The following is a 14,039-nucleotide window of genomic DNA, read 5'->3' as shown; positions in this document are numbered from 1 at the left end:
AAATACAACTATCGTAAGGCGAAGCTATGAAAACTGTAGAAATTGAAGGTGGCGACGAACTTCGACGTGGGCTGAGCAACCGTCATATACAGTTAATATCGATAGGCGGCGCTATCGGGACAGGACTGTTTATGGGTTCCGGAAAGACTATTGGTGTTTCAGGGACTTCGATCATACTGACGTATACGGTTATCGGTTTTTTTCTATTTTTTGTGATGAGAGCTATGGGGGAGTTGCTACTCTCAAATCTAAAATACAACTCGTTCACTGATTTTTGTAGCGACTACATTGGCCCATGGGCAGGTTATTTTATTGGTTGGTCGTATTGGTTGACCTGGGTGGTCGTCGCTATTGCAGACTGCACCGTTATCGGCGGTTACCTTCGCTTTTGGTATCCTGAACTCCCAACCTGGATACCAGCGCTCGGTGTATTAGCCGTCCTACTGTCAATCAATTTGGTTGCAGTTCGACTTTTTGGCGAAATGGAGTTTTGGTTTGCGCTGATTAAAGTTGTCGCAATCGGTGCGTTAATCGTAACCGGCTTTATCATGGTCAGTATATCTTTCGTATCACCCGTCGGTGTTACCGCATCGCTCTCTCACTTGTTAGAAGAAGGTGCTGTATTCCCTCATGGGATAACTGGATTTTTTGCAGGTTTTCAAATTGCAGTATTTTCATTCGCTGGTATTGAGTTGATCGGAACCACTGCTGCAGAAACAAAAAATCCGAAGGTCACCCTGCCTCGTGCGATCAACTCGGTACCCGCGCGAGTCTTGTTCTTCTATGTGCTTTCTCTCACTTGCATTATATCAGTCTCGTCCTGGGGGGAAATTGCCGCAGATAAAAGTCCATTTGTTCAGCTGTTTATACTTGCTGGTCTTCCAGCAGCTGCTGGGATCATAAATCTGGTTGTGATCACGTCAGCTATGTCAGCGGCAAATAGCGGTGTTTTCGCCACAAGCCGTATGCTCTTTAGTCTGTCAGCTAACGGGCGAGGTGCAAAGTTATTCCAGAAGCTTTCCAAGTCTTCAGTGCCTGTCTTCGGTTTGATTTTTTCCTGCCTGTGTATGCTCATCGGTTTAGGCTTATTGTTCATCATCCCTGAAGTGATGACCGCATTCACTATCCTTACTACAATTTCCGCGATCTTGTTTATTTTTGTATGGTCTATGATCGTAGTTGCGTACCTCATCTACCGTAAGCGTAATCCTGAGTTGCACAAAAGCTCTGATTTTAAGATGCCCTGCGGAATTGTCATGAGTTGGTTGTGCCTGTTGTTCTTCGTCTTCATCCTAATCTTATTAGCGCTTGAACCAGATACGGCTCAGGCTCTATCTATAATGCCAATTTGGTTCTTGCTTTTAGCGGGTCTTTACTCTCGAAATCGGCGCAAGTCCGCTAGCTTAAGTGTCGGCTCTGAAGCGATTAATGGGTAAGTTCCTAAGGTTTGCTTGTTTTGAATAGCTTGGTTTGTCGTTTTGATGTATGCGTCCGGCCAAGTCATCTACCCAGCCCCGCAAGGCCAGGACATGGTGTGCACTTAAAATTAAGTGGACACCAGTTCTAGCCTTTTAAGCGGGTATTTCATGCATTCCACAACGCCGTTTCTACTCCAAGTTCTTAAAAGCCCAGGTCATTCAAGAGTGTGTTGAGCCCGGAGCTTCAATTGCCAGCATCGCGCTCAGCCATAGCCTCAACGCAAACTTCGTACACAAATGGATTCGTAGGAAAGTGCAGAAAAGCACGGGGCTGCTACCTGCATTCATTCAGTTACCCATGCAGCTGGCCGTAGCAAATTCGCACGCAGCATCATCAAATATCTGCGTTGAAATCCAGTACCCGCGCGGCGCCGGCAAAGTGAACTGGCCAACCGAAAGTGCTGTTGCCTGCGCGACCTTTCTTCATAAGCGCTCCATGAACCCAACATTTTTTTTTCAGCTTCTTAAGCGGGAACGGATCAAGCGAAAAATCTATAGCACGCGAAAAGATGCTCGTAGCGATATGTTCGTTTACATTGAGATGTTCTACAACGTAAAACGCCGCCATGATTTTAACAATCAGCTTTCACCGATAGAGTTTTAAAAGCTTTACACAATGAGCTTGCAAGGTGTTTAGAGAGTCCGGGGCGATTCATTCTGCATTACTAGGCGAAGATCCGCATGCGTTCGATCATGCGTTTCTTCAATTCGTTAGCTGCAGCGGTAAGAGGACGGCCATGACGCACCATCATGCGCGCCTTTGTAGACTGTAGTAGGTGATTTTCGATAGGTATTGCGATGAGTTCGCCATTAGATATCTCTGTTTGAACGGAAAACTTACCTAATAACGTGAACTCATTACTTTTCTTCACGAACTGTTTAAGTACCGCCAAAGAGTTTGTGGTGAGTCCTGTTTTCAATTTTATATTTTCCGAATATTCCAACATTTGAACCAGTTGCCGAAGGCCGTACGAAGACGGCATTGTAGCCAGTCTGTGATTGACAAGGTCTTTCGCCTTTAGTGGGCGGTTGAGGCTGGCCAATTCATGTGTAGGATGTACAACGACTGATAACGGTCGCGGCGCGGTTGCACAATATTCGATGTCGGGATGAGCCGGAGGATTGTAAGCAAGCCCGATATGAGCGCGTCCATCGATTACATCACTCACAACGCTGTTAACGGGAAGAATATCGACCCACACGTCCAAGCGTGGGTAATCGGTAGAAAAATCACTCACCACATCGCCTATAAGGCTCTCGATGTAACCCTCACTCGCAGCGATTCTCACACCGCCGTGCTCGAGACCCTGCAATGCTTGGATCTTCATCTCGAATTGCTCTTGCTCGCCTTGGCAGGCCTGCCAGTACTCCAGCAAGTGCTGCGCCGCGTCAGTCGGAACGACACCTCGTGCCACGCGTTCGAACAATGCTGCTCCGACCTCACTCTCCAGGAGCTTGATCTGCCGCGTGATGACGGACGCTGCGGTGTTCAAGCTGTCCGCTGCGCCACGAATCGATCCCTGTGTCAGGACTTCATAGAAATAACGCAAACGTCGCTGATTGATCTCACGCATTTTCAACCTCGTGTTGCCTTCTGGGCAACGGTCTCGGCTCGCAGTTGCTCTTGCTGGTAAGGGCATTGGGAAACATGATGGAAGCATCCCGAGCACGATCGGGCACAACAACAATTAGTATTTTCCGGCAGTCGATCATTGCTGGAGAACATACGGGAATAGCTTCATGACAATTCTCTCCGATGCCAAAATAGCGGTAGGCAATATACCCTCTGAACAGCTTTACCGTAAGGTTAGCTGGCGAATCATCCCTCTTTTGATGGCTTGCTACTTCTTTGCATGCCTAGACAGACAAAATATTAGTTTTGCTAAGCTTCAAATGCAAGTTGATCTATCCATCTCGGATGCTGTTTACGGTCTGGGGGCGGGAATATTTTTTATCGGTTACGTACTGTTTGAGATTCCTAGCAATTTACTGTTACCCAGAGTTGGCGCAAGAAAAACAATTGCTCGAATACTCATACTGTGGGGGTTGACCTCTGCGGCAATGATGTTTGTAAACAGCATTGGAATGTTCTACTGCTTGCGTTTTTTGCTTGGCGTCTTCGAAGCAGGCTTTGCTCCTGGCATGATTTTCTATCTCACCTACTGGTATGGTGAGGCTCGTATGGCACGAGCCTTGGCACTTGTTCTCATGGCCGGCCCGATTTCAGGCGTACTCGGAGGGCCTTTGTCTGCTTTGCTGATGACTGCTTGCGATGGAATGATGGGCCTCAGCGGGTGGCAGTGGATGTTCTTCTATGAAGGTATTCCTTGCGTATTCTTGGGCTTCGTAGTTTGGAATGTACTTGCTGATCGCCCCGATACTGCCAAATGGCTTTCCCCAAGCGAGAAAGATTTGCTTGAAACTCATACTCGCCAGCCAGGGGCGAAGCATCACTCATTTAAACACGTACTTGGTGATCCACGAATCTATGTAATGGCAGGCGCCTACTTCTGTCTTATCTGTGGTATCTACACTGTCAACTTCTGGCTGCCAAGTATTTTGAAAGAAAATGGTGTCTCTAATACCATGCACATCGGTCTGCTGACCAGCATTCCTTACTTGGGCGCGATCGCGAGCATGTTCTTGGTCGGTAAAAGCTCCGATAAGCATCAAGAGCGGCGATGGCATAGCGCAGTGCCTGCCGTAGTAGCGGCAATTTGCTTGGGTGTGGCGACCTATTTATCTAGCAGCATCGTCGCGTCAGTACTCTTCATGATTGTTGCGACGATGATGATGTACGCAGCATACACAGTATTCTGGTCTATCCCGTCCAAATACCTAAAAGGGGATGTGGCGGCTGGTGGAATCGCACTGGTTAATACCATCGGTTTGTTGGGCGGCTTTTTCAGCCCGACGATTATAGGGTGGGCAACTTCAGTGACTGGAAGCCTTCATGCTGGGCTTTACGTGATGGTCGGACTGTTAGCTGTTGGAGCACTTTTGCTCTCTCTGATTAAGCTCCCATCCCTAAGCAAGTGATTGCTTAGTGGCAGCGCACCACTCTTGGTGTAAGTAAGGTGGCGCTCAATGCGATCGCTACTTTCACCTTATTGTATATACCGCTCAAAGATTTTATCTGTGGAGGTCACATGACTACTAGTGCAGCTGAGCCTAAGAAAGTTTTAGTGGCCGGGTTTCAACACGAGACGAATACCTTCGCGCCTTCTAAAGCTGCATTTCTGAATTTTGAGCGGGGAGAGGGTCACCCTGCGTTACCGCGCGGTGAAGAGTTTCTTGCGCTTCGTGATGTAAATATTCCTGCAGGAGGTTTCATCAAGTCCGCCGAGGAGCGAGGCTGGACGGTAATACCCGTAGTGTGGGCTGGAGCAAGCCCATCGGCTCATGTCACTGAGGATGCATTCGAGCGCATTGCAAACGAAATCTTAGAGGCTGTATCGCTCGGCGGATTTGATGCTGTGTACCTAGATTTGCATGGCGCAATGGTCACTGAGCATTTCGACGATGGGGAAGGGGAGCTTCTCGCCAGAATCCGCAAGGTAGTGGGCGCTTGTATTCCGGTCGTTGCATCTCTAGACCTCCATGCCAACGTCACCGAACAGATGCTTGAGTCCGCAAATGCGCTTGTTGCATTCAGAACCTATCCACACGTTGATATGGCCGAAACTGGTGAGCGATGCGCTGACCTTTTGGAAAAGCTTTTTTCCAAGGCTGAGTGCGATTTGACCGTGTGCCGCCTTCCTTTCCTGATTCCGATCAATAGTATGTGCACGCTGCTTGATCCGGCGAAATCTATGTACGAGCGGGTGGCACACTATGAGTCAGGACAGGTGCATTCAGTCTCCTTCGCGGCAGGTTTTCCTGCAGCGGACTTCTGTGAATGTGGGCCCGTTATCTGGGGGTATGGTAGGCAAGCATCGAGCGCTGTGGAGGCATTGTATGCCGAGATGCTCATGAATGAAGCTCACTGGCAGGTTCCGTTTATGGAGCCCGAGGAAGCAGTCCTGGAGGCTATGCGTATTCTTGACGTTGGAGGTGGGGACGGGCCTGTGGTCATTGCTGACACTCAGGACAATCCCGGGGCTGGTGCTGATTCAAATACAGCGGGGATGTTGCGTGCGCTGATAAGCGCAGGAGCAAAAAATGCAGCCATCGGTCTGATGTACGAGCCGGATATTGCGATGCAAGCCCACCAAGCAGGGGTGGGGGCCAAGCTGGAGTTGTCATTCGGAGGGAAAAGCGGAGTGCAAGGTGATGATGCCTTGACCGGATTGTTTGAGGTCGTATCACTCTCAGATGGCGCATGCCGCTACGATGGCCCGATGAAGCATGGAATGATCGCTCAATTAGGCCCTGTCGCGGCGCTGCGAATTGGCGAAATCACTGTCGTAGTGAGCTCTACAAAAGCTCAGATGCTGGAGCGAAACCTCTACAGGATTGCGGGTGTGCAGCCAGAATCAATGGATATTTTGGTCAACAAAAGCTCAGTGCATTTCCGGGCTGACTTCCAAGGGATCGCACGAGCGGTATTAGTGGCTAAGGCCCCTGGGCCAATGTTGGCGGATCCCGCTGACTTGCCTTGGAAAAATCTCAAGCCTGGAATGAGGCTGAAGCCATGCGGCCCTGAATTTGTGCCTAGTATCCTAAAAACTCGCCTCACTTGTGCGCTTGAGTGAGAGCCCATGCCAACAACGTGTTCGTGAGTTGGAAGGGCTAGGGGGCATTCGCGGTTATCCTGTTGTTATCGAGTCGTAGAGCTGGCTCAGGCGCTGAACCGTCGGGGCAATCTGGCATCGTTGATGCCTCCGTACCCCAGCACCAGAAGTTCATCATCGACGGTTGCATAAAGCTGGTAAGAGCCTCTCAGGGTTAGGCACAAATTCTGGTGCACGACGAATCATTTCCCGGACGATGCCTTTAGGAATAACGGTGACTGCGATGTGGAGGCCTGCTGTACATCGCCGACGAAGTCCAATCCGGCTTCGGGCGCACTGGCTCCCATCTTCGGGGCTTCCAGCGCAACGGCGTCGATCCCGATATCGTGACCATGGGTAATGGTCAGCCGATCGCCGCCGCGGTCATGCGCTCTGATGTCGTCGAAGAGTTCGGCCGTACCGCTCGCTACCTCAATACCTTCGGTAACAACCCAGTGTCCTGTGCTGCGGCTAATCGCGGGGAATGCGATGGCACAAAGCGTCACCGTTATCTCGTACGGCGGGGCGAGTAAGGATGCTCAGATCACGGCTGTCTACACGCCGTTCGAGAAGGAAGCCAGTACGGAAGTGATCGCCGGTGAGTGGAACGGTGAGATGGCCAAGGTGAAAGCCATGTAACCGAGCTTTTTTGTTCCAGCAGATGAGAAGCTGCCAAGTGACGATCCCGCCTCGGGGGGGGCTGCAATGAGATCAACAGACTGTCCAGCTTCTAGGAGCTGTCTCGCGTGGGGCAGCATGGCTGTCGTGCAGCCGGGAGTGTTAGCATCGCTTCTGGGGGAGGTTGAATCGCAGAAGGTCGACACGATCATTGGCAGCGATACACTTGGATGTTTAGATACCAGCTGGCTTGGGTGAAGCTTTCTTCGATGGAGATGGCGATGTTTGATATTTCGGCTGTCGTAACGGTGTTAACGGTTTCTGCAGTAGGTGTGATGATTCCTGGCCCGAGTTTCGTTGCCGTTGTTCATAAGGCTGTGTCGGGCTGCCGTACTGATGCAATCGCATTCGTAATGGGCATCGTCGCGGTCAACCTGATTTGGGCCACTTGTGCGATTTTCGGCATCGGCATGGTGTTCAAGCTCTTCCCATGGCTCGCAGCGGCAGTAAAGATCGCCGGCGGCGCCTACCTGGTATGGTTTGGATTGAGGCTCATCATTGCTTCGCGTACCGCGGGTGCTAAACCACAGATGAAGCCTAAATCAACCGGCCTTCGTGCTGCCTTTTTTCAAGGTGCCGCCATGAATACCATGAACCCAAAATCTATAGCATTCTTCGCCGCTATATTTTCCTCAGCGGCACCTGCGCATGTATCGACGGCTACTTTTTTGGCGATGCTTGCGGCAGTCGGCGCCACGGCTCTGTGCTGGTACGGACTGGTCGCGCTCGTCCTGTCGCATGCGACCATTGCCAAGGCCTACCAAAACGCCAAGAGAACTGTCGACCGCATTTGTGGTGTGCTTCTTATCGGACTTGGCGTACGCCAGATCACCCGTTGAGCGAAGGGCTCGAGCGCTGTGGTTCAGCGCATCGGTGAGTGCTGTTCCCTTGGCGCCGATTCAACCCGAGTCTGGGGCTTGGTTGGATCTACTGGTTACACCATTCCGTCAGTAGAACTCCCGTCCACGGTAAAGCATTGATGTGGGAAGAGGTCGGGTAGGGGAGCAGAGAACCACCGCAGTATTGGCAATCTCCTGTGATTCAACCAGTCGACCTTATGACTACTTGGCGACGTACTCCTCCCAAACGACCAGCATCCCCAAGCTCTTTCGCCACACGTGCTTGGGGTTGAGAGATTTTACGTTCGGTCTTGGTAGCACCTGGGTGCAGACCGACAACACGCACGTCATGCTCGATCCCTTCTAAACTTGGAGGTGCAAGTCCTCTACTACCACTGCCCTGGGAGAGAGTTTGAGTCGTCCTGCCCAAAAAAGAATTCTTAGATTGCCAGACGCTCATTATAAGTACACAATCAAGTCCATCGTTGATTCGAAAATTTTTAAAAATTTAGAGCGTTCAATGAGTTAGAGGATGAGTCATGATCCCGTCCGCTGCGCCATATTCGGAATCTGGAACACTGAACGCCAGATTCCACAGAAAGCCCGCCAAGTGCGGGCTTTTTGCTGTCTGGCGTTTGAGTTTTTTTCGCTGCATATATCTATGTAGTGCCTGCCAGCCAAGCCGCTTTCGGACAATGGGCAACGTTGTTCATGACTCATTTCGCGTCATGAGCCCGTTCAATTGCCTACCGAGAGACTGAGTTCATGAGTGATTCCCTTCCAGCAAAACCTGCCGAAAATTCGGTGGACCTAACGTTTCTGGCCCGCAAACCGTCGTTTCTTGAGTGTGATGACGCTGCAGCCTTTCTCCATGGCATGAACTTCGAGGCAAACACCGAGGTTCTCTGGTTTATCCTGAAAAATAGCCAGGGACGCTACTTCTGTGCCGAGTTCGTAGAACCCAATGCACTGAAAGTCGATAACGACGGCGATCCTGCAGACGATGCACTTTTTGTTTCCATGTGTAGCAGAGGCCGGCTATGCGTTCCTGTCGGGTATACCGTCGCCGCGAGTTTCCATTCACACCCGCCCGCAGACCAGGGCCTGCAAGAAAGCTCCGCAGAATGGTCCTATCGCAATCGCTTTTTTACGTGTTCCGATCTGTGGAAAGTCATTAACACACGTCGTTCTTATTCAAGGTGCTATCTGTCCACGGGCAAGGATGGCCTTATCTCATACAACTCAAACGCTTCAGACTTCGAGCGTGAACTGTCCCGCCACCTTGCGAAAAAAACCGATGGAAGCTCCCGGCTATTTCAGAGTTTGTATGAGCGAGGAGGGATACCAGCCAGTATCTGGATGCTGCTGGCTATCGGGGCTGGCGAACTGAAAATGGTGGTCAAAGGCATCGTCAAAGACGCAATGTGGTCGCGTCGAGGCGCACTGGAAGCCAGTTGGAAATGGGACATTGACCCCAATCAGGTGAAGAGTTCGTCGGTAGAGTTAATGCCGATCTTCAGCCCTGTTTTTAGTGATGTTGCGGGCATCGCATCTTGTTTGCGTATCAGGCGGCGTGATTCATTTGCCGAGCAATCTGCCGGCGTTATTCTCAAGCATAATTTCCGGGATGAGTTTATTGCCACCGCCGCTGAGTCCTGTGACTACGTCAACTTTGACTTGGCGGTGGTTTTTCCCAAGGATCAGCATGGCAACGTCCAGCTGCCTGAGGGTTTCCGGGTGTATGGCTTCTACCACTCGAGCAAGCCTTCGCTTCCGGACCTATTACCCCCATCAGACGCTGAGCGTTTCGAGAACTTTTTTTCCCCCGTCGATATGAAGGTCAGTTTCGACCGACTCGTCGCTGCTCCTCAGCACCACGTGCTTATGCTCACGCCTGATAATGCGGTGTTGAGCTTTTCACAACCCGACATCCCGGTCAGATCGTTGATTGTCGAGTTAACGCAGGACTTTCAGCGAAAGGTGATCTCGGGTGAAATCACCACACAGATATTTGTCGACAAAGTAGCGGCGGCCGGAAACCTGAGCGTGCTCCTGCCGAGCAAGGCATGGCCGGATGTCGGACGGATCAGGCCGTCTGGCGAGGTAGTAGCGCTGATTGCCGAGCGGGCAGAGTGATCATTTGTCATTACGCAGGTGACGATAATCACTGACTGCCTCGTAAACCGCTTTACGTAAGCGGTTGATCCCGCCGATCGGTCGGTGCGCCTCAATGCCAAACCAAGGGTTGAAAGACAGGTTATCGCATTGCAGATTCAACGCCGGGGTATCGAAATCCTGCGGTGGCAGGGTGACCCGCGCCACGGTTTCGAAGGGCGAATCCTGCTCGCGCCATTCAATGCTGGTGTCCTCGATCGGCATGTATTGATGGGCATCCTGACGCTGAATCTGCAGCACGAAGCAGGCGGGTACACGATCCGTCGACAGCTGCTGATTCAACGCGCTGCGCAGAAAGTTTGGCAGGTCGTGATTCTGTTTGGGCAATGTGTACGCGGGGCAATTGTCCGGATCCGGCGCGACCCGGAATTTTGCATTCGCCTCACCGAATTTGTAGGGCGAAACCGAAAAGTAAGTCGTCGCCGTCGGGCTATCCGGCGGCGGCGACAAGGTTGCCAGCGCGATAAACAAATGGCGGATCTGCCAGGTGCGCGGGTCCCATCCGGGGAAAAACGCCATGACCTTTCTGCCGTCAGCCTGCGCTGCCACGTTCTGGCGGTACTCGGCGACATCGCTGACGAAAAAGTTCGGGTGGCTGAACATCACGAAATCCTGTTCAGGCTGTGCCTGGCGGTTGCCGAGCAGCTGTTTTCCCGAAACATCCAGCAGTTTGATTGCCATGCCTCTGGCGTCGCGGATGCTGTCGAACTGTGGGTAGGCATTGCCGTTGGACAGGCGAATCATCGCTTGCCAGGTTTTGCCGGGCTCACTGAACACGCCCTGTCGCAGCGACTGCGCCAGTTCCGGCAACACCTGCACCTGCGCCTTCACGCAACCATGAGCCTTGGCGTGTGCGTCGCGCAGATAGCGTGTGCCTTCGCGGTGCTGATCAACGATGCGCACGGCGGTCTGAATCACGTCTTGAGTCATCGCGGCTTCGCCGGGTGGAATCTGTTCCAGCGCTGAAACCGGGCCACGGTGTTGCCAGGCAAACCACGCCGTGGCGATGGCCCAGCCGAGCAGGCCGATGGCGGCCACAATCAGCAGCGTTTTGCCAAGCAAACGTCCCAGCCATAACCAGATTCTGGCCGACAATGGCAATTCTTTCTTGAAGGTCGAGATCATGGCAGTTGCGCCTCCAGTGGGCCGCCGAGGACTTTCAGGTACTCAAGAAGTGCCCAGCGTTCTTCGGGCTGCAATAGCCGACCAATCACGCCATTGCCGCGTTCGCCGGCACGAAACTCATGACCGCTGTTGTGGTTGCCAGTGATACGCGTGTCGAACAGGAAGCCATTGGAAAAAGCTTCGGTGCGATAACCCAGATGGCGCGGATCGTACTCGAAGGTGCCTTTGAAGAAGGTTGTGGCGCGTTCATCCTGCGGCGACAGCAACTGATAAATGCTCGGCACCGAACCGTTGTGCAGAAACGGCGCAGTGGCCCAGACACCGGCCAGTGGGCGCGCCTTGTAAGCGACTTTTTCGCGCACGCCGATGGGCAGGCCGAAACCGTCCAACTGCGGTTTCTCCTGCGGCGTGACGTTGGCTTCGCGGTAGGCACGATCTTCGACGAAGGCGGTGACGTAAGCCAGGCCTTTGGCCACTGACAACTGGCTCAGATCCAGAGGTTCCTTGGGCGTCGGATGCAGTTTGACGTCCATGGTTTCGAGTTCCTTCAGGTCCCATTGCAGGGCGCTCAGATCGAAACGGTGGCTGGCGATATTGTTGGCGGCGGTCGGGTCGGTGCCGATGACATCGACCGGCAGCATGTGCAAATGCTGCACCCAGCGCTCACCTTCCTGCGTCTGGCGCGGTACGTGACAACCGGCGCAATTCTCGGCAAACAGCGTGCGCCCATTGGCTGCCAGTGGTTTGTCGATGGCGCCAAGCAGCTCCTCTGGCCAGGCGGGCGCCTTGAGCTTTTGCAGGGTTTCCTCGATCTTGTGCAAATCACGCACGCGCACGCTGGAGGCATAGCGTGCAGTGCCTTGTAACGGCTGACCGTTGGTATCAAAAAAATTCAGGGTGGCGCCGACGCCTAACGCCTCGCCGATGTTGCGTGCCATCGGCTGCTGTGCGGAGCCGTTCCACTGCACCCAATCGAACGTCCACATGTCCCAGAGCTGCGGATAATCCACAGGGGCATTGGCCACGCGGTAGTTGGCGGGGGAAATCGCATCGCCAAACGTCGCATTGGCAATGCGTCCGAAGGCATCGGCGCGGCCGGGCCCTTCTTCGGTCGGATAGAGGCCGCGATGGGTATCGTTCCAGGCGACCTTGAGGAAGGTGTTCAGCGAGGTTTTGAAGTCTTTGCGCAATTGCTCGTGGCGCGCATCGTATTCGTCGCCCAACACGGATCTGGCAAAGCGTTCGAATTTCCATGGGTTGTAGTAGGTCGAGGTCAGACTTGCCACCAAAGCCTGTCCGAAACTGCCGCCGCGTAAAGTAGGAACACTGGAAGGCAGCACATGTTGTGCGGTACCGCCGTCAATCCGCACGGCCTGGCCTTTGAAGCGCAATTCGCCGGTGTGGCAAGCGGCGCAAGTGATGTCCAGATATTGCTCGGAGCTGCCGGGATTCTGGTGCCGGGCAAAACCGACGGGGAGGTTACCCGGATTTTTCGCTGAGGCTTTCTGCTGCGGATCAATCAGAAAACCGAAACGCGCGAGGTAATCGGGTGAGGCGAAACGTCGCTCCGAGAAGGGCAGTTCCAACGCTTGGAACCACTCATAGCGCAGGCCTTTGACCTGCGTGCCCTGAGGCGTGAAATAGTAGGTTTGCCGGTCTTCGTCACTCCACTGATCGAGGTAATGCACCTGCTCGGCGGGGGAGTAGAAGGGCAATTTCGGGGTGGCGACGTAGTACAGCACCACGGCGAGGGCGAGTCCCAGCAGCACGATGATCAGAATCAGCACACGGAATAGAAGGCGCAAGATAAACATCCTTGTCAAATTGTTCCGCTGTTATGCCTGAGCTTGCCCCTATGCGGCAAGTGGCCATTACGCCAGATGATGCAAGAACAAACGACGCTGATTGTCGGGACAAGATGACAGAAGCTTCATCGTCGCTTCGCGCCAATGCGTTTTAATCCCTGAACTTATCGGAAGATTCCTGCTCTCATGCCGGTAGCCATTGGTCGTGGCGGCCTGATAAGCTCGCGGCTTTACTCGATTGCCCTTTCGGCGCATGAACAAGGAAATAGCATGAAACAGCATCGGTTGGCGGCGGCGGTTGCCCTGGTTAGCCTGGTCCTCGCGGGTTGTGATTCGCAGACCAGCGTAGAGCTGAAAACCCCGGCGCAAAAAGCTTCCTACGGTATCGGCCTGAACATGGGCAAGAGCCTGGCTCAGGAAGGCATGGATGATCTGGACTCCAAAGCGGTAGCCCAGGGCATCGAAGATGCCGTCGGCAAGAAAGAACAGAAGCTGAAAGACGAAGAACTGGTCGAAGCCTTCGCCGCGCTGCAAAAGCGTGCTGAAGAGCGTATGGCCAAGATGAGCGAAGAGTCGGCTGCGGCTGGCAAGAAGTTCCTCGAAGAAAACGGCAAGAAGGCGGGTGTAACCACCACCGCTTCCGGCCTGCAATACGAAGTGGTCAAGAAAGCCGACGGCCCACAGCCTAAGCCGACTGACGTAGTGACTGTTCACTACACCGGCAAGCTGACCAACGGCACCGTATTCGACAGCTCCGTCGAGCGCGGCAGCCCGATCGATCTGCCGGTAAGCGGCGTGATCCCGGGTTGGGTTGAAGGTCTGCAACTGATGCACGTTGGCGAGAAGTACAAACTGTACATCCCTAGCGATCTGGCTTACGGCGCTCAGTCGCCAAGCCCGGCAATCCCGGCCAACTCGGTTCTGGTCTTCGACCTGGAACTGCTGGCCATCAAGGATCCAGCCAAAGAAGCTGCTGCTGCCAAGTAATTGGCAAAGGCTTCAACAACAACGCCTCGCTTATGCGGGGCGTTGTTGCATCTGGAGTCTGGCAAGGGTAAACAGAGCGAACCGATGGCAGCCGGGAGAGTCATAGCCAATGAGACTGCCATCGCTAGCCGCCCTGAGCAGCCAAGTCAATGAAATATTTGGGTTTTTTATGTGAGTAAAAAACGCCCGATCTGAGCGCAGCCCTTATGAAACGGGGCTTTCAGCGCTGAAATGCAGCTC

General features: G+C 53.1%; 9 protein-coding genes and 3 pseudogenes. 9 read left to right on the top strand and 3 right to left on the bottom strand.

Translation table 11 applies throughout. From position 1 onward, the window contains the following. Nucleotides 1-26 precede the first annotated feature (26 nt). Nucleotides 27-1,436 carry an amino acid permease gene (locus tag KBP52_RS09175; protein ID WP_012723262.1) on the top strand — a complete coding sequence of 470 codons (1,410 nt, stop codon included), beginning with the start codon at nucleotides 27-29 and terminating at the stop codon, nucleotides 1,434-1,436. 487 nt (nucleotides 1,437-1,923) lie between these two features. Then, nucleotides 1,924-2,082: pseudogene (locus tag KBP52_RS09165) on the top strand (IS3 family transposase); the annotation flags it as partial. A gap of 61 nt (nucleotides 2,083-2,143) precedes the next feature. Here KBP52_RS09165 and KBP52_RS09160 read toward each other — a convergent pair. Next, a complete protein-coding gene (locus KBP52_RS09160; protein ID WP_043205098.1) occupies nucleotides 2,144-3,052 on the bottom strand; it encodes a LysR family transcriptional regulator in 909 nt (302 codons plus the stop codon). Nucleotides 3,053-3,218: 166 nt separating this feature from the next. Here KBP52_RS09160 and KBP52_RS09155 point away from each other — a divergent pair, with 166 nt between their 5' ends. The 6 genes and pseudogenes from KBP52_RS09155 to KBP52_RS09130 all read left to right on the top strand — a co-directional run bounded on the left by KBP52_RS09155 (nucleotide 3,219) and on the right by KBP52_RS09130 (nucleotide 9,843). Then, the gene (locus tag KBP52_RS09155) at nucleotides 3,219-4,517 is read left to right on the top strand and encodes an MFS transporter (RefSeq protein ID WP_012723264.1); all 1,299 of its coding nucleotides are present in this window, start codon (nucleotides 3,219-3,221) and stop codon (nucleotides 4,515-4,517) included. Between the two features lie 38 nt (nucleotides 4,518-4,555). Beyond that, a complete protein-coding gene (locus KBP52_RS09150; protein ID WP_224265903.1) occupies nucleotides 4,556-6,172 on the top strand; it encodes a M81 family metallopeptidase in 1,617 nt (538 codons plus the stop codon). A gap of 269 nt (nucleotides 6,173-6,441) precedes the next feature. Further along, nucleotides 6,442-6,663 (top strand): annotated as a pseudogene (locus KBP52_RS09145) (aminotransferase class III-fold pyridoxal phosphate-dependent enzyme); the annotation flags it as partial. Next, a pseudogene (locus KBP52_RS30480) lies at nucleotides 6,587-6,826 on the top strand (hypothetical protein); the annotation flags it as partial. The pseudogenes KBP52_RS09145 and KBP52_RS30480, both read left to right, overlap by 77 nt. A gap of 263 nt (nucleotides 6,827-7,089) precedes the next feature. After that, on the top strand, nucleotides 7,090-7,707 hold the full coding sequence (locus KBP52_RS09135) for a LysE family translocator (RefSeq protein ID WP_012723266.1): 618 nt from the start codon (nucleotides 7,090-7,092) through the stop codon (nucleotides 7,705-7,707). 765 nt (nucleotides 7,708-8,472) lie between these two features. Then, nucleotides 8,473-9,843, top strand: a complete 1,371-nt coding sequence (locus KBP52_RS09130) for a hypothetical protein (RefSeq protein ID WP_212622644.1) — start codon at nucleotides 8,473-8,475, stop codon at nucleotides 9,841-9,843. On the opposite strand, the gene KBP52_RS09125 is transcribed toward KBP52_RS09130, so the two are convergent. Together KBP52_RS09125 and KBP52_RS09120 are read right to left on the bottom strand one after the other, a co-directional pair. After that, nucleotides 9,844-10,977, bottom strand: coding sequence for a catalase family protein (locus tag KBP52_RS09125; RefSeq protein ID WP_193559298.1), 1,134 nt, complete (start codon nucleotides 10,975-10,977; stop codon nucleotides 9,844-9,846). Between the two features lie 26 nt (nucleotides 10,978-11,003). Beyond that, entirely contained in the window at nucleotides 11,004-12,812 is a 1,809-nt protein-coding gene (locus tag KBP52_RS09120; RefSeq protein ID WP_212622643.1) for a di-heme-cytochrome C peroxidase, read from the bottom strand. A 270-nt stretch (nucleotides 12,813-13,082) separates the two neighbouring features. Here KBP52_RS09120 and KBP52_RS09115 point away from each other — a divergent pair, with 270 nt between their 5' ends. Next, nucleotides 13,083-13,799, top strand: coding sequence for an FKBP-type peptidyl-prolyl cis-trans isomerase (locus KBP52_RS09115; protein ID WP_007919751.1), 717 nt, complete (start codon nucleotides 13,083-13,085; stop codon nucleotides 13,797-13,799). The last annotated feature ends 240 nt before the right edge of the window (nucleotides 13,800-14,039 follow it).

It is taken from the genome of Pseudomonas sp. SCA2728.1_7 (genome assembly GCF_018138145.1).
GTDB lineage: Bacteria > Pseudomonadota > Gammaproteobacteria > Pseudomonadales > Pseudomonadaceae > Aquipseudomonas > Aquipseudomonas koreensis_A.
Note: the sequence above shows the minus strand (reverse complement) of the source record. Positions and strands in the feature narration are given on the sequence as shown.